Annotated in this window: 13 protein-coding genes; 9 read left to right on the top strand and 4 right to left on the bottom strand. The window is 65.4% G+C overall.

Annotation, left to right across the window (positions count from 1 at the left end; all coding sequences use genetic code 11):
• Window positions 1–38: 38 nt before the first annotated feature.
• Complete coding sequence (locus M1D97_RS00900) at window positions 39–1,430, bottom strand: GntP family permease (protein ID WP_456268862.1); 1,392 nt, start codon at window positions 1,428–1,430, stop codon at window positions 39–41.
• Window positions 1,431–1,659: 229 nt separating this feature from the next.
• Between M1D97_RS00900 and M1D97_RS00895 the strand changes: the two genes are divergently transcribed.
• From M1D97_RS00895 to M1D97_RS00865, 7 genes are all read left to right on the top strand, one after another.
• On the top strand, window positions 1,660–2,559 hold the full coding sequence (locus tag M1D97_RS00895) for a LysR family transcriptional regulator (RefSeq protein WP_456268861.1): 900 nt from the start codon (window positions 1,660–1,662) through the stop codon (window positions 2,557–2,559).
• A 74-nt stretch (window positions 2,560–2,633) separates the two neighbouring features.
• A complete protein-coding gene (locus M1D97_RS00890) occupies window positions 2,634–3,845 on the top strand; it encodes a pyridoxal phosphate-dependent aminotransferase (protein WP_456268860.1) in 1,212 nt (403 codons plus the stop codon).
• Between the two features lie 141 nt (window positions 3,846–3,986).
• A complete protein-coding gene (locus tag M1D97_RS00885) occupies window positions 3,987–5,186 on the top strand; it encodes a multidrug effflux MFS transporter (protein ID WP_456268859.1) in 1,200 nt (399 codons plus the stop codon).
• A 110-nt stretch (window positions 5,187–5,296) separates the two neighbouring features.
• A complete protein-coding gene (locus M1D97_RS00880) occupies window positions 5,297–6,352 on the top strand; it encodes an ABC transporter substrate-binding protein (protein ID WP_456268858.1) in 1,056 nt (351 codons plus the stop codon).
• Between the two features lie 83 nt (window positions 6,353–6,435).
• Entirely contained in the window at window positions 6,436–7,392 is a 957-nt protein-coding gene (locus M1D97_RS00875) for a FecCD family ABC transporter permease (RefSeq protein ID WP_456270244.1), read from the top strand.
• 36 nt (window positions 7,393–7,428) lie between these two features.
• The gene (locus M1D97_RS00870; RefSeq protein ID WP_456268857.1) at window positions 7,429–8,214 is read left to right on the top strand and encodes an ABC transporter ATP-binding protein; all 786 of its coding nucleotides are present in this window, start codon (window positions 7,429–7,431) and stop codon (window positions 8,212–8,214) included.
• A 323-nt stretch (window positions 8,215–8,537) separates the two neighbouring features.
• Window positions 8,538–9,440 (top strand): ATP-grasp fold amidoligase family protein, encoded by a 903-nt coding sequence (locus M1D97_RS00865; protein ID WP_456268856.1) that lies wholly within the window; start codon window positions 8,538–8,540, stop codon window positions 9,438–9,440.
• Between the two features lie 6 nt (window positions 9,441–9,446).
• On the opposite strand, the gene rhtB is transcribed toward M1D97_RS00865, so the two are convergent.
• Window positions 9,447–10,118 (bottom strand): homoserine/homoserine lactone efflux protein, encoded by a 672-nt coding sequence (gene rhtB / locus M1D97_RS00860; protein ID WP_456268855.1) that lies wholly within the window; start codon window positions 10,116–10,118, stop codon window positions 9,447–9,449.
• Window positions 10,119–10,243: 125 nt separating this feature from the next.
• Here rhtB and M1D97_RS00855 point away from each other — a divergent pair, with 125 nt between their 5' ends.
• Together M1D97_RS00855 and M1D97_RS00850 are read left to right on the top strand one after the other, a co-directional pair.
• Entirely contained in the window at window positions 10,244–11,506 is a 1,263-nt protein-coding gene (locus M1D97_RS00855) for a D-mannose isomerase (RefSeq protein WP_456268854.1), read from the top strand.
• Window positions 11,507–11,629: 123 nt separating this feature from the next.
• Window positions 11,630–12,832: a PQQ-dependent sugar dehydrogenase gene (locus M1D97_RS00850; RefSeq protein WP_456268853.1), complete on the top strand. Its 1,203-nt coding sequence runs from the start codon at window positions 11,630–11,632 to the stop codon at window positions 12,830–12,832.
• 109 nt (window positions 12,833–12,941) lie between these two features.
• Here the strand turns inward: M1D97_RS00850 and M1D97_RS00845 are convergent, their stop codons facing one another.
• Together M1D97_RS00845 and M1D97_RS00840 are read right to left on the bottom strand one after the other, a co-directional pair.
• On the bottom strand, window positions 12,942–13,748 hold the full coding sequence (locus M1D97_RS00845; RefSeq protein ID WP_456268852.1) for an MBL fold metallo-hydrolase: 807 nt from the start codon (window positions 13,746–13,748) through the stop codon (window positions 12,942–12,944).
• A 151-nt stretch (window positions 13,749–13,899) separates the two neighbouring features.
• Window positions 13,900–15,723, bottom strand: a complete 1,824-nt coding sequence (locus tag M1D97_RS00840; RefSeq protein WP_456268851.1) for a glycoside hydrolase family 15 protein — start codon at window positions 15,721–15,723, stop codon at window positions 13,900–13,902.
• Between the last annotated feature and the right edge of the window lie 21 nt (window positions 15,724–15,744).

Genomic DNA, 15,744 nt, shown 5'->3' with positions numbered 1-15,744 from the left:
CCGCTCTGTCACGGGCCCGTGGATGACGGGACGACGGCCTAGGCCACCAGCGCGAACAGCGCCCAGGCCAGGGCAAAGGCCATCAGTGAAATACCGGTCGACATCACACTCCAGGTACGCAGCATGGTGCGGGTCTCGACCTGCAGAAACCGGCCGACCAGCCAGAAGCCCGAGTCGTTGACGTGGGAGTAGCCGATGGCACCGGCCACGATCGCCGTGGTGATACAGGCCGCCGGCATGCCGGCCAGTGCCGGTTCGGCCAGCACGGCGGGCGCCATGATGCCGGCAGCCGTGGTGCCGGCCACGGTGGCCGAGCCCTGGGCGATACGAATGACCGAAGCGATGAGATAGCCGGCCAGGATCAGCGGCATGCCGATCGCATCCAGGCTTTCCGCCAGCGCGTTGCCGATACCGCTGGCGGTGAGCACGCCGCCGAACATGCCGCCGGCCCCGGTGATCAGGATGATGGTGCACACCGGCGCGAGCGCCTTCTCGATGATGTCGTTGACGGCTTCCATCGGTTCCTTGAGCCCGCGACGAAAGATCAGCAGCCACATCGCCACGCAGGTGCTGATCAACAGCGCAATCGGGGTTTCGCCGACCACGACGAGGGCATCCAGCAGGGCATTGTCATCCGGCAGGGTACCGGCCGAGATCAGCGTCGAGATGCCGGTGTTCATGAAGATCAGCACCAGCGGCAGCAACAGCACCAGCAGCACGGTGCCAAAGGCCGGCTGCGGGCCGCCGTCGTCTTCCTCACCGCCCATCACATCGGGCACCGACTGAAACGGCGTTTTGTTGGCCAGCCATACGGCGAGGCGATAGCCCATTACGTACCAGGTGGGCAGCCCCACCAGCAGTCCGACGAACAGCACCAGACCGATATCGGCCTCCAGAAAGACCGCCGCGGCGACCGGGCCGGGATGGGGCGGCATCAGGGCGTGCATGACCAGCGCCGAGCCCGCCACCGGCAGCCCGTAGAGCAGCAGCGAGCCCTTGAGCTCGCGCGCTACCGCAAAGATGATCGGCAGCATCACCACATAGGCGGCGTCGAGAAAGATCGGAAAGCAGAACAACAGCGCGGCGATCGACAGCCCCAGTGGGGCGCGCTCGCGCCCACAGATGCGAATCAGGGTATCGGAGAGCACCCGGGCCCCGCCGGATACCGCCACGATCCGCCCCAGCACGGCGCCAAAGCCGATCAGCATGGCCACATTGCCAAGCGTCTGACCAAAACCGCCGGTCAGGGTTTCGATGAGGTTGCCGACTCCGATGCCGGTGGCCAGCGCCGTCCCGATACTGACGATGACCAGGGCGAAGAAGGGGTGCAGGCGGATGCGAATGATCAGCACCAGCAAAATGGCGATCGCCATCGCCGAAATCGAAAGCAGAAGAGGTGTCGACAGTGCGGCTTCGGGGGCGTTGGGCATAACCGGCTCCGGGTCAGACCATGACGCTCGAAGCGCTTCGATACGCCATTGGTCGCAAAATGCCTTACATCGCTGTAAGTACGATGGCACAGACGATATCTTCCCCGGGCAATACCCGACCAATGCCGGTCATGACGAAAATCGATGACCATTTTGATATCACTCTGATAACGAGCCGCACGTCATGGGGACTCTGCCCGAAGACTGGTTTTTCCGATCGAGACTAAAGTTGCGTCATCTGCAGCTGTTCGTGGCCCTCGGCGAGCAGGGCAACCTGCATCGCAGCGCCGAAGTGCTGGGCATCAGCCAGCCGGCCGCCTCGAGGCTGCTGATCGAGCTCGAGGAGCGGCTGGGTACGACGCTGTTCGAGCGTCACGGCCGCGGGCTGTCGCCCAACCTGTACGGCGAGCTGATGATTCGCCGCGCGCGCACCATCATCGATGAGCTCGAGCGTGCCGGGGAGGAGTTCAACGCCATCCAGGCCGGCCATGCGGGGCTGGTGCGGGTCGGCACGGTGATGGAACCGGCCGTGGCGCTGTTGACCCGCGCCATCGAGCAGATGCACGGCGAACGCCCGGGACTGCGCATCAACGTCCATGTCGATGTCAGCCGCGCCCTGATCTCCGGCCTGCTCGATGGTCATTACAATTTTGTAATCTCTCGTATCCCGGCCGGCTTTTCCGGCGAGCACTTCGTGTTCGAGGAGATTGGCGAGGAAGAAATCTGCTTTATCTGCAGCCGCAGCCATCCGCTGGCCGAGCAGCCGGTGCCGGATCTCGGCGCCATGGTCGACTACCCCTGGGCGTTGCAGCCGCCCGGCACCCTGATGCGCCAGCGCGTCGATGATCTGGTGCGCCACCGCGGCCTGGAACCGCCGCACTGGATCGTCGACACCTCGGACCTGACCACCTCGCTGGCGCTGGTCAACGCCTCATCGTTTCTCACGGTGGCGACCCGGGGCGTGGCGGAGCTTCTGTGCGACCCACAGCGCTTTCGCATCATCGCCCTGTCCAAACGACTGAGCGTGCAGCCCTACGGACTGGTCAGCCTGCGCCGCCAGCAGCTGCCGCCGGGCGTGGCCGCCATGATGCGCCTGCTGCGCCAGCTGATTCGTCAGACACCAACCTGATCGGCACAGCGTGGCCGTGCGCGGCCAGAGCCGTTACGCTGAAGGCTTCTCTCCTGCTGACCGGAACGCCGATCATGACCACGCTTGCCCGCCGCCTGAGCACGATTGCCCCCTCGGCCACCATCGAGATCTCGCGCCGCGCCGCCGACATGCGCCGGGAAGGGCTCGACATCATCTCCCTGTCGCAGGGCGAGCCCGACTTCGACACGCCCGCCCATATTGCCCATGCCGGCAAGCGCGCCATCGACGAGGGCCACACCCGCTATACCAACGTCGATGGCACCCCCGAGCTCAAGCAGGCGGTCGCGGCCAAGTTCGAGCGCGACAACGGGCTGCACTACGCCACCGATCAGATCTCGGTGGGCACCGGCGGCAAGCAGGTTATCTTCAATGCCCTGATGGCCCTGATCGACCCCGAAGACGAGGTGATCATCCCGGCGCCCTACTGGGTCTCCTACCCGGACATGGTGCGCCTGACCGGCGGCATGCCGGTCATTGTCGAGTGCGGTGACGACCAGGGCTTCAAGCTCACCCCCGAGCAGCTCGAGGCCGCGATCACCCCACAGACAAAATGTCTGATCCTCAACTCACCGGCCAATCCGACCGGGGCCGGCTATCACCGCGAGGAGCTCATCGCCCTCGGCGAGGTGTTGAAGCGCCACCGCCACGTGTTCGTGATCAGCGACGATATCTATGAATACCTCGCCTACGACGACTGGACCTTTACTCCCCTGGCGGCCGTCGTCCCCGAACTGTTCGAGCGCACCCTGACCGTCAACGGCGTCTCCAAGGGCTACGCCATGACCGGCTGGCGCATCGGCTTTGGCGGCGGGCCGAAGGATCTGATCAGCGCCATGGCCATGCTGCAGGGGCAGATGACCACCAACCCCAGCGCCATCTCCCAGGCCGCGGCGGTGGAGGCGCTCAACGGGTCGAAGGAATTTCTTGACGAACACCTCGAGATCCTGCGCCAGCGCCGCGACATGTGCACGGCCGCTTTCAATGCCATCGACGGGCTGTCGTGCCGCGCCCCGGAAGGCGCGTTCTATCTTTTCATCAGCTGCCAGGGGCTGATCGGGCGGCGCACGCCGGACGGCGCGGTGCTCGAGCGCGATGTCGATGTGGCCCGTTTTCTGCTCGAGTCGGCGCATGTCGCGGTGGTGCCGGGCACGGCCTTTGGCCTGGCGCCCTGGTTTCGCATCTCCTTTGCCGCCGCTACCGAGCGCCTGGGCGAGGCGTGCGAGCGCATTGCCCATGCCTGCGAGACGCTGACCGACCGGCCCTGAGCCCCCGGCCCCCAATGTACCGGGGCCTGCCTGAACGGACCTCTTTCGGGGACAGCCGGGCGGCCCCGCGTTGATAATGCATCTCACTTCGCCATAATGGCGGTTTCCTATCATCGACGGTTATTCAGGCGACAACGCTTCATGGCATCCAGAACTCCCTCACATTTTCCGCTGGCCGTGGTGCTGGCGCTGACGGCCGCCATCGGCCCCTTCTCGCTCGACGCCTATCTGCCCGCCTTTCCTGCCATGGCCGAGTCGCTGGGCGTGCCCCTGAGCGATGTCTCCCTGAGCGTGTCGGTCTATATCTTCACCATGTCGATCGGCCAGCTGGTGGGCGGGCCGCTGTCCGACCAGTTCGGTCGCCAGAAGATCATGTTCTCGGGGCTGATCCTCTACAGCGTGGCCAGCCTTTTGATCTGGCAGAGCGAGCAGCTCGAGAGCGTGCTGGCCTTTCGCGCCCTGCAGGCCTTCGGTGCCGGCTGGACGCTGGTGTCGGTGCCGGCGCTGGTGCGCGACCGCGTTCAGGGCGTGGAGGCCGCGCGCCTTTTCAGCCTGATCGGGTTGATCATGGTGGTCGCGCCCGGCATTGCGCCCACGGTGGGTGGGGCGCTGCTGGCGCTGGGCGGCTGGTCGTTCATCTTTCTGTTTCTGGCGCTCTACGCCCTGCTGGTCATTCCGCTGTTGAAAATCGTGGCCTTCAAGGAGGCCGGTCACACCGCGCCGGCCGGTGCGCCGGGCCCGAAGGTCAATATCTTCAGGCGCTACGCCCAGGTGCTCGCCACCCGCCAGGCGCTGCCCTTCCTGTTCTGGCAGGCGGCGTCGTTTTCGGTGCTGATGATCTTTGTCACCCACGCCTCCTTTGTCTATCAGACCCACTTCGGCGCCAATGAGCACACCTTCGGGCTGCTGTTCGGGGCCAACGTGATCGTCATGCTGCTGGCGAATCTGACCAACCGCTCGCTGCTGGAGCGCTTTGGCTCGCGTCGTATCCTGCGCGTGGCGACCGGCATTCAGGCCACGGCCGTGGCCGCCGCACTGCTGGCAAGCGTCCTCGATGCGCCGCTGTACCTTTTCTTGCCAACCATGATGGTCAGCATCGGCATGGTCGGGGCGATCGCCCCCAACATCCAGGCCTCGTTCATCGAATACTTCGGCGTCAACAGCGGCACGGCGGCCGCGCTGCTGGGGGCGTCACAGTTCGGCATCGCCGGCGTGGTGAGTGCCCTCTCCTCGCGCCTGCCGGCCTCGGTCACGGCCGTGGTGCTGGCGATGGCGGCCTGCTCGGCAGTGTGTCTGTGGATGCTGGTACTGTCACTGCGCCAGGAACGCGCCAGCGCCTGACCCCGGCATGAATGCCATCACATGCCCGACTGAATCCCGCTCGCTTTTGTCGATCCGGTTCGTCGGGTATGTTCACGTCTCGACCTGTTGCCTGCTCACCGGACCCTTCAATGCCCGCTGCCCTTCTGCGCTCTGCTGCTTTTTTGCTTCTGCTCATGGCTTTCGCCCTTCAGGCGCCGGCCGGCGAGCGTGACGGCCACTACCCGATCACGCTGGACAACTGCGGCCGGCAGATCACGTTCGAGGCGCCGCCGCAGCGGGCAGTCAGCATCGGCCAGAACACCACCGAGATCCTGCTTTCGCTGGGGCTTGAAAATCGCCTGGCGGCCAGCGCCGTCTGGATCGGGGAGGTGCCGGAAGCGCTGAAGGCCGCCAACGCGCGCGTGCCGCGGCTCTCGAGCGGCATCCCGGGTTTCGAGAGCGTGCTGGGCAAGCGCCCCGACCTGGTGGCGGCGCAGTTTGAAAATGATGTCGGCCCGCAGGGCCGCATCGCCGACCGCGAGCAGTTCGCCGCCCTCGGCGTGCCCACCTACCTCTCCCCGACCGACTGCGTGGGGCGGACCTACGGCGGCGACACCAACGCGGATGGCGCCCGCACCCGCGCCTTCGACATGGCGCTGGTCTATCGCGAAATCAGTGAGCTTGCCGACATCTTCAACGTCACCGAGCGCGGTAATGAATTGATCGACACCCTGCAGGCGCGCGAGACACGTGCCATCTCCGAGGCGACCGGCACGCCGCAGGCGCTGTCCATGGTGTGGTGGTTTTCCAGCGCCGAACTCTCGGGCGATGCCTGGGTGGCCGGGCAACTGGGGGCGCCGGGCGACATCATGAACAAGCTGGGCGCGCACAACATCATCAAAAGCCATGAGGAGTGGCCGGCAGTCAGCTGGGAGCGCATCGCCGCGGCCGACCCGGACGTGATCGTGCTGGGCGAGATGCAGCGCCGCCACTTCCCGGCCGATGACGTGGCCCGAAAGATCGCGTTTCTGGAAAGCGATCCGGTCACCCGCGAAATGCGCGCCGTGCAACACCGCCGCTTTATCGTGCTGGATGCCCAGGCGATGAACCCGACCCTGCGCACCGTTGAGGGTCTGGAAACCGTGGCCGAAGGGCTGAAGAGACTGGGGCTGACCGATGCGCCGGCGCCGGATGGGACACCATGAGTCTGACAGCCTCCGGCACCCGGCATCGGCAGGGCCTGCACCTGGGGCTGATCGTACTGGGTCTGTTGGTGCTGACGCTGGCAATGGCGCTGGCGGTATCGATCGGCGAGATTCATATTCCGCTGACCACCACCTTCAAGGCGCTGGGCAACGCGCTCGGCGTGAGTGAGTACCCACTGGATCGCATTCACGAGAGCATCATCCGCGAGTACCGCCTGAGCCGGGCACTGGTCGCCGCCTGCTGCGGCGCGGGGCTGGCACTGTGCGGCGCCATCCTGCAGGCGCTGTTGCGCAATCCGCTGGCCGAGCCCTACGTGCTGGGCATCTCGGCGGGCGCCTCGACCGGCGCAGTGGCCATCATGGTGCTCGGCGTGGGCGGTGGCGTCGTCGGCCTGTCGCTGGGCGCCTTTCTGGGCGCACTGGGCGCCTTTGCCGTCGTGCTGGCGCTGTCGCGCGGCGCCTCCACCAGTCCCAACCGGATTATTCTGGCCGGCGTGGCCGGCTCGCAGCTGTTTAACGCGCTCACCGCCTGGGTGATCAGTACCTCGGCGAGCGCCGAGCAGGTGCGCGGCATCATGTTCTGGCTTTTGGGCAATCTGGGGGGCGTGCGCTGGCCGGATGTCACCCTGGCACTGGCCGTGGTTCTGCCGGGGTTTTTGATCTGTCTGCTGTTTGCCCGGGCGCTGGACGCCTTTACCTTCGGGCAGGATGCTGCCGCCGCGCTGGGCATTCCGGTCGGCGCGGTGCGGCTGATCCTGTTTGCCATCACCGCGCTGATGACCGCCACCATGGTCAGCATGGTCGGCGCCATCGGCTTTGTCGGGCTGGTGATTCCGCACGCCGCACGCTTTATTGTCGGTACCGCCCATGTACGATTGCTGCCGGCCTCGCTGTTGATCGGCGCGATCTTCATGGTGCTGGCCGACATCGTCTCGCGCGTGATCCTGCCCCACCAGAGCCTGCCCATCGGCGTGGTCACCGCCCTGGTCGGCGCGCCGGTCTTTGCCATGATTCTCTACCGTGCGAGACCGCCGCTGTAACGAAAGCGAGCACTTACCTACCCGAGGAGCCACAGGATGTCGATACAGGCACAAGGGGTGAGCTGGTCGACGGCCGGCCGCCTGATCGTCGATGACGTGAGCCTTGCGATCACGCCCGGCGAGACCGTCGCCCTGCTCGGCCCCAACGGCTCGGGCAAGTCGTCGCTGCTGCGCCTGCTGTGCGGTCTGCGCCGCGCCACCGACGGGGTGATCACCTTCGATGACGCGCCGATCGGACAGCTCAGGCGCCGCGACGTGGCCCGACGGCTGGCGCTGGTCGAGCAAAGCGCTACCACCGATGCCGATGTCACCGTACTCGACGTGGTGCGTCTGGGGCGCACGCCGTGGCGCTCGATGCTCAGCGGCTGGGGCGAAGAGGACAGCACCGCCGTCGAGCAGGCGCTCGCCCGGGTCGGCATGACCGGGCGGCGCCATCAGAGCTGGCACACGCTGTCCGGCGGCGAGCGCCAGCGCGTCCACATCGCCCGGGCGCTGGCCCAGAACCCTCGCGAGCTGCTGCTGGACGAACCCACCAACCACCTGGATATCCAGCACCAGCTGGAGATTCTCGCCCTCGTCCGACGGCTCGCCACCACCTGCGTGATGGCGCTGCACGATCTCAACCTCGCCGCCATGTTCTGCGACCAGCTGGTGCTGTTGAAGGAAGGCCGCGTGGCTGCCGCCGGCACACCGGCGTCAGTGCTTACTCCCGAGCGCATTCGCGATGTCTACGGCGTGGAAACCGTGGTCGAGCGCTCGCCACATCACGGCTGCCTGCACGTGCATTATCTGCCGCGCAAAGGGCCCATGACGCTGACCTGACAGGGGTCACCCGACCCGCGCCATCGACCATCGAATCACCATGCGCGCTCTCCCGTTCGAGGCCCTTTCCGGCCTGTCAAAGCGGCACTTCAGGTCTTTTTAAGCCGAAACCGTGCGTTTTCCAGCAAGGTTATCGATAACAGAAATACATGACATGATGTCGACAGGAGTCGACCAGCGCGGACGAAAGCCTTTCTTCTCCTGCAATCAAGGAAGCGTGTGGTATGAGGAGAGCATCGCTCGATAACGAAGAGCCAACCGACGGGTACCGGCAGCAGCCTGCCGGCCTGCACTACAAAACGCTCGCTCGACGGGTGCGCAGGATGTTCACATCGCGCATCAGTGACAGGCTGTATGTCGCTTTTGTCTACCGGCGCGAGTTCGGCCGGTTTCCGAACCTGACCAACCCGCAGACCTTCAATGAGAAGATCTGCTGCCGACGCTTTGACCCCGAGCCGGTCTACACCATCCTGAGTGACAAGTACGCGGTGCGCGACTATGTCGCGGCCACGGTCGGCGACGAATATCTGATTCCCTGCCATGGGCATGCCACCGAACTGACGCCGGCGCTGTACCGGGCACTGCCGGAAAGCTTTGTCATGAAGGGCAACCACGGCTCGGGCTTCAATCTGCTGGTGCGACACAAGCAGCAGTATCCGCTGTGGCTGCTGGAAAGCATCGGCCGGCACTGGCTGGATGCCGACTATTACGCCGTAAGCCGCGAATCGCATTACCGGGCGATCGAACCCCGACTGCTGTTCGAGGACCTGCTGCTGGATGACCATGACCGGCCGCCCATGGACTTCAAGTTCTACTGCTTCAGACGGCCGGACCGGCGCGACCCTGAAATCTATATCGAGGTGGTGCAGGACCGCTTCACCGACTTTGCCGTCGACTACTACGACGTGGACTGGAATCTGGTCGAGGTTGTCCAGGAGCAATTCACCACCGGACGGCGAATTCCGAAACCGAAAAAGCTCGACGAGGCCATCGAGGTGGCCAAAAGACTCTCCGAAGGCTTCGACTTTGCCCGGGTGGATCTCTATCTGACGGATGGGCGCGTCTACTTTGGCGAGATCACCTTTACGCCCACGGGCGGTCTCAAGAACTTCAAGTCACCCGAGCACGACCGGTGGTGGGGTCAGTTGATGCAGCCGCTGAGAAAGCCCTTTACACCAGCACCCTATCCCGAAGCGATCGATATGCCCTGGCCCTGGGTCGACTGACACCGCTCAGGCCCGCCAGGTGGCCAAAAGCCCGGCCACGAAGACAAAGAGCCCGCCAAAGAGGCGGTTGAGCAGTCGCTGCTGGCGCGGTGAGCGCAGCCAGCGGGCCACCAGGGTGGCCAGACCGGCAAAGCCGCACATCACCAGGATGTCGATGCCGATCATGGTCACGCCCATGACGGTGAACTGCATGACGCGCGACAGCGCCGGGTCGAGAAACTGCGGCAGCAGCGCGATCATGAAAATGGTCGCCTTGGGGTTGGTCACGTTGACCAGCACGCTTTTCCAGAAGCGGCTCATGGCGGACTCGCGGGGAGCATCCGTCGGGGCGGCGTTGATGTCCACCGCCCGCTCGCGCCATTTGCTGATGCCCAGATAGATCAGATACGCCACGCCGACCCACTTGATCAACATGAAGGCCAGCTCCGAGGAGGCCAGCAGCGCCCCGAGCCCGGCCCCCACCACCAGAATCTGCAGCCCCAGCCCCACCTGAAGCCCCAGAATCGCCGGCAGACTGCGCTTGAGCCCGTAACGCATGCCGTTGGACATGGTATTGATGGCGCCCGCGCCGGGCGTGATGCTGATCAGTATTGATGCGGCCAGAAAGGCCCAGAAGAGTTCGGGAGACATGGTGCCGACACTGCCGGTTGGATGAAAGAAGGCTTGCGGGTCGATCATACGCCCATCAGGATGTCAAAAAAACGACACCCGGGGCCTCGATGCCCCCGGAATCGCCTCGGCCCGGTCTTCATGGCGAGCCGGCATCGATACACCCACAGCACGGATGAAGGAGGCTCTGCAGCATGCCCGGTACCCCATCGATCCTGCCCCCGCAGCATGACAGCTGGCTCGACCGCCCCGCCCATCATCACTGGCTCGAGGCCGAGGGCCAGCGCCTGCTGGCCTTTTATCGCGCCTCGCGCCACGGCGAGTGCGGTTTCGCGGCGCTGGATAACGCGGGCCGACTGCCCGGCGATGCCCGCCCCGATACCCTGATCACGGCGCGCATGACCCACTGCTTCGCGCTGGCCGCCATGCGCGGCGAGCCCGGCGCCATGCCGCTGGTGGCCCACGGCGTGGCGGCGCTGCGCGGCGCCCTGCATGATGACGAGCACGGCGGCTGGTTTGGCGCGCTGCCCCGCGAGGGCGAGGCGCCGACCAAGCAGGCCTACATCCACGCCTTTGTCGCGCTGGCCGCCGCCAGTGCCTGGCAGGCCGGTCACGAGGATGGCGGGCCGCTGCTGGGGGACATTATCGATATCCTCGAGACGCGCTTCTGGGATGAAAGTGAGGGCCGGCTGCGCGAGAGTTTCTCCCGCGACTGGCGTGATGAGGAAGCGTATCGCGGCGGCAACAGCAACATGCACGCCACCGAGGCGTTTTTGCAGCTCGCCGACGTGCTCGAGGAGGCCAAATGGCGTCAGCGCGCCCTGTCGATTGTCGAGAAGATCATCCACGACCACGCCCCGTCCAACGACTACCGCGTGATCGAGCACTTCGACAGCGACTGGCAGGCGTGGCGCGACTACAACCGGGACAGGCCCGGCGACCCATTTCGCCCCTATGGCGCCACCCCCGGTCACGCCTTCGAGTGGGCGCGGCTGCTGCTGCACCTTGAAGGCGGCCTGCTGCGCGATGGCGACGAAACGCCGGGCTGGCTGATCGAGGACGCCCGTGGCCTGTTTCACAGCGCCATCGAGCTGGCCTGGCACGTCGATGGCGCGCCGGGGCTGATCTACACCCACGACTGGGACAACCAACCGGTGGTGCACGAGCGCATGCACTGGGTGGTGGCCGAGGCGGCCGCGACCGCGGCCATGCTGCTCAAGCGCACCGGCGATGGCGACTACGAGCACTGGTATCGCCGCTTCTGGGACTATATCGATCAGTTCATGATCGATCGCGAGCAGGGCAGCTGGCATCAGGAACTCGACCGCCACAATCAGCCGTCGAGCACCGTGTGGTCGGGCAAGCCGGATCTCTATCACGCCTATCAGGCCACCCTTTTGCCCCGCCTGCCGCTGGCACCGACCATGGCGAGGGCGATCGCGGACGGCACGCTGTAGCTTCCCCGGCGGCGTTTTCGGCGCCGCCTTGAGCCGGAGCTGAAGGCGGCGGGCATCGACGCGTGTGGCATGCGAGGCTGAATCAGGCCGTTTTCATTGATTCAGACCACCGGGAGAGTGTCCATGCGTGTCGTGCCGTTTCTATCGCCCTTTATCGCTGTGTTGATGACCACGACGCCCGCCGTGGCCGAGCCGGTTGACGTTGGCCCACCCAACGCCCCCTCACAGACACCCGCTTTCGAGGGTCAGACCCGCGCACCGCAGCTGGAAGGGACGGTCGAGTTCGACACGCAGACCGTGGCCGACGATCTGGAACACCCCTGGGGGATCGTCTTTCTGCCCGACGGTGACATGCTGGTGACCGAGCGCGCCGGTCGGCTGCGTCTCATTACGCCGGATGGTGAGATGTCCGAGCCGATCGAGGGTCTGCCCGAGCTGGATGCCAGAGGCCAGGGCGGCCTTCTGGATGTCAGCCTCGGCCCCGATTTCGACACCGAGCGGTGGGTCTATCTGAGCTACGCCGAGCCACGCGATGGCGATCAAAACGGCACCGCCGTGGCCCGCGGCCGCCTCTCCGAGGACAATACGCGCCTGAGCGATGTCGAGGTCATCTTTCAGCAACAGCCGGGGTGGGACTCCACCAAACACTTTGGCTCCCGGCTCGTATGGGGCGAGGATGGCAGACTCTGGATCACCCTGGGCGAGCGCTCGCTGGTCGAGCCGCGCCAGCTGGCCCAGACGCTGGACAACACGATCGGCAAGGTGGCCAGGGTCAACGCCGACGGTTCCATCCCTGAAGACAACCCCTTCGTGGGCCGCGATAATGCGATGGACGCGATATGGTCGTATGGCCACCGCAACATTCAGGGCGCCGCCCTGCACCCGGAGACCGGCGAGCTCTGGACCATCGAACACGGCCCGAAAGGGGGCGATGAGCTCAACCGTCCCGAGGCCGGGCTCAACTACGGCTGGCCGGTCATCACCTATGGCGAGGACTATTCCGGCGCGGATATCGGTGAGGGCATTACGCAGCAGGAGGGCATGGAGCAGCCGGTCTATTACTGGGATCCGGTCATCGCCCCCGGTGACATGACCTTCTATACCGGTGATGCGTTTGACGGCTGGCAGGGTGATGCCCTGATCGCCTCGCTCAAGCCCGGCGGCATCGTTCGGCTGACCATGGAAGACGCCCGCGTGACCGGCGAGGCGCGCTATCTTGAAGACCTGGGCCGGGTCCGCGATATCGAACAGGGCCCTGACGGCGCGCTGTGGATTCTGACCGACAATGGCGATGACGCGCTGATCCGCGTCATGCCCCGGGAGTAATCCCGCGATACACCACCCGGCGCCCCCGTGCTCGATGACGACACGGGGGCGCTGTCGTGTCAGGGGGCGCACTTTTGTCATGGAGCTGCTGTCCTGTCACGGGCACCGATCAGGGCCCCACCTGCTCGAGCGCGCGGCAGTAGCGCTCGACCGATGCCTGCACCACCTGCCCCGCGTTTTCCACAATCTCGCTGCCCTTGAAGGCGCAGTACAGGGCGTCAAACTCGAGCCCCGCCAGCGTCTCGCCCATCGTTTTGACGGTACTCGCCGGCAGCGGAATGTTGTTGGGATAGGACCACATGAACGACGCCTTCCTGTCCGGCGTCACCAGCAGCGTGTCGCCGCCCAGCAACAGCCGCTTCTCCGGGCAGTGCAGGACGCTGGCCCCCGGGAAATGCCCGCCCAGCCGGTAGAGGGTCACCCCCGGCAGCACCTCGAGTCGATCCCCCGGCCAGAACGACAGCCGCTCGGAGGGCTGCATGACCCACTCACGGTCATCACCGTGCAGGTAGACCGGGCAGTCAAAGGCCTCGGCCCAGCTGGCCATGGTGCTGTAGTAATGCGGATGGGAGATCGCGATGGCGCTCAGCCCGCCCAGCCCCTCGATCAGCTGATGCGTGGCGTCATCAAGCAGGCTGATGCAGTCCCACAGCACGTTGCCGCGGGGCGTCTGCAGGAGCAGCGCCCGCTGGCCGATGCCGAACCCGGGGGTGGTGCGAAGGCTCAAAAGGCCGGGCGCGAGCTGCTCGAACACATTGGCATGACGTTCACAAAGTGACCCGGGCGTGGTCCAGCGCTGGCCCTGAACGGGCACGAACTCGCGTTCATCCTCGCAGATGGGACAGCGCGTGGGTGAGTGTTCACTTTCAGCAAACTGGACGCCACAGTTGGCGCACAACAAGCCCTTTTTGAGCATGGCCGTCTCCTCCCGATCCAGTGTCCGTTGCCGATTCCGTCATAGCGTGGCACCACCTGCCCGGGCCTGCCGCGGGCAGGTGGTCAAAAAAACGCCCCCTGCATCGCAGGGCGCAGGGGGCGTGGGTCATGCCCGGCGGGTCGTGTCCGGATCAGTAGTGCGCATCCTCGATGGTGTATCCGGCGAGCGCATTGGCCGCGCAGATCTGCGCCAGATGGCTGAGGCCCTGGGGCACGTTGCCCAGGTGTTCGCCGGTCGAGGGGTCGACCATCTCGGTCAGAAGCCCCAGATTGCCGTTGGTGGCCTCGAGCGCCTCGCTCATCAGCTCGCGGGCCTCCTCCTTCTCGCCCAGGGCTGCCAGCGCCTCGACCATCCAGAAGGAGCAGGCCACAAAGGCGCCCTCTTCTTCATGGGCCCCGGAGTAGCGATAGATCAGCGCCCCGCGGCCCAGCTCCTCGCGAATGGCGCGGTAGGTCGAAAGCATGCGCTCGCGATTGACCTCGGCACCGTAGCGGTGGGTCAGACACAGCGCGGCATCGAGTCCTTCCACGCCTTCATGAAAGACATAGGCGCCGCGCGCCTCGGACCAGCAGTTCGTCTCGATCCAGTCGGCAATGCGATCCTTTTCCCGCTTCCAGCGATCCTTCCAGGTGGGCTCGATGTGCCCATCCTCGGCCAGTTGTACCGCATGGGTCAGCGACAGCCAGCAGGCCATCTTGGAGTGGGTGTAGTGCTGCGCCTCGCCGGGCAGCTCCCAGATGCCGGCATCGCGGATACGCCAGCGATCGGCGCACTGATTGGCCAGATCGCCCAGCAGCCGGGCGGTATCGAGATCGATGATATGGCCGGCATCGATAAACAGCGACGCCGTGGCGAGCATGTCGCCATACATGCCCAGCTGAATCTGGTCCCGGGCGTTGTTGCCTACCCGCACCGGCAGTGATCCCTTGTAGCCGGTCAGCGGCGGGTGGGTTTCGGCCGGAATCAGATCGCCCTCGAGCGTGTAGCATACCCGCATGTTGGGGCCGTGACGGCGGATCGTCTCGGTCAGCCACGAAAAGGCCGCCTGGGACTCCTCGATGGCGCCGGCATGCACGAACGCCTTGATCATCAGACAGGCATCGCGCACCCAGGCGTAGCGGTAGTCGTAGTTTTTCTCGCCGCCGATACGCTCGGGCAGCGAGGTGGTCGCCGCGGCGGCCATCGCGCCGCTGGGCGAATAAAGCAGAAACTTCAGCGCCAGCGCCGAGCGATTGACCCACTCGTGATAGTCGCCGTCAAAATCGAGCTTTTCCACCCAGTCGCGCCAGGCAAAGTCGCTCACCTCGATGCGCTCATCGATGCTGTCGGTCGACGGCACGGCCAGCGGCTGCCCCTCGGTAGCCAGCAGCGCCACCATCGAGCGCTGCCCCTCACGGGCGGTGAGCGTGCCCTCGGTGAAACGATCGCAACACGCCGTGATCTCCACATCATCCGAGCAGCGCAGCATGGCCATCAGATGGCCCACGTTGTAGACCCGTCCCATGGGGGTATGCTGCAGCCAGGGGCTGACCGTTTCGGTGCGGGTGCCGGCGTGAAAGCAGATATCAAAGACCACCTCGCCCTCGAGCCCTTCCACGCGCCGCGCCAGCTCGCACCAGGGCAGCCGCCCGGCGGTGTTGCTGTTGATCGACTCGGTTACTCGTGCCTGACCGTTTTCAGTGATGAAGGTCGTTTCCAGCACGTTACTGTTGTCACGATACTGGCGCTCGACCCGATAGTCGTGGCGCGGCGTAAGCGAGAAGTAACCACCCACTTCGGGTTCGAGCAGCCGATCGAACAGCGGCGAATTGTCCATGCTCGGCGCGCACCACCAGTCGATGGCGCCATCAAGGGCAATCAGTGCTACCGAGCGCCCCTCGCCGATGGCGGCGTAGTCGCCCAGCGGGGCAAAGCCTTCTTCCCGCTCGGGATTGGCAACCTGTCTTTTGGTCATCGATGAACATTCCAGTGAGGT

Source organism: Kushneria sp. AK178 (assembly GCF_053903105.1).
The sequence above is the reverse complement of the archived record's forward strand: the minus strand, read 5'-3'. Positions and strand labels throughout refer to the sequence as shown.

What these genes read in the sequence shown, in the direction of transcription:
- M1D97_RS00900 (WP_456268862.1), bottom strand. Translation starts at nt 1,430, where the DNA reads ATGCCCAACGCCCCCGAAGCCGCACTGTCGACACCTCTTCTGCTTTCG.
- M1D97_RS00870 (WP_456268857.1), top strand. Translation starts at nt 7,429, where the DNA reads ATGTCGATACAGGCACAAGGGGTGAGCTGGTCGACGGCCGGCCGCCTG.
- M1D97_RS00880 (WP_456268858.1), top strand. Translation starts at nt 5,297, where the DNA reads ATGCCCGCTGCCCTTCTGCGCTCTGCTGCTTTTTTGCTTCTGCTCATG.
- M1D97_RS00855 (WP_456268854.1), top strand. Translation starts at nt 10,244, where the DNA reads ATGCCCGGTACCCCATCGATCCTGCCCCCGCAGCATGACAGCTGGCTC.
- M1D97_RS00840 (WP_456268851.1), bottom strand. Translation starts at nt 15,723, where the DNA reads ATGACCAAAAGACAGGTTGCCAATCCCGAGCGGGAAGAAGGCTTTGCC.
- rhtB (WP_456268855.1), bottom strand. Translation starts at nt 10,118, where the DNA reads ATGATCGACCCGCAAGCCTTCTTTCATCCAACCGGCAGTGTCGGCACC.
- M1D97_RS00890 (WP_456268860.1), top strand. Translation starts at nt 2,634, where the DNA reads ATGACCACGCTTGCCCGCCGCCTGAGCACGATTGCCCCCTCGGCCACC.
- M1D97_RS00865 (WP_456268856.1), top strand. Translation starts at nt 8,538, where the DNA reads ATGTTCACATCGCGCATCAGTGACAGGCTGTATGTCGCTTTTGTCTAC.
- M1D97_RS00845 (WP_456268852.1), bottom strand. Translation starts at nt 13,748, where the DNA reads ATGCTCAAAAAGGGCTTGTTGTGCGCCAACTGTGGCGTCCAGTTTGCT.
- M1D97_RS00875 (WP_456270244.1), top strand. Translation starts at nt 6,436, where the DNA reads ATGGCGCTGGCGGTATCGATCGGCGAGATTCATATTCCGCTGACCACC.
- M1D97_RS00850 (WP_456268853.1), top strand. Translation starts at nt 11,630, where the DNA reads ATGCGTGTCGTGCCGTTTCTATCGCCCTTTATCGCTGTGTTGATGACC.
- M1D97_RS00885 (WP_456268859.1), top strand. Translation starts at nt 3,987, where the DNA reads ATGGCATCCAGAACTCCCTCACATTTTCCGCTGGCCGTGGTGCTGGCG.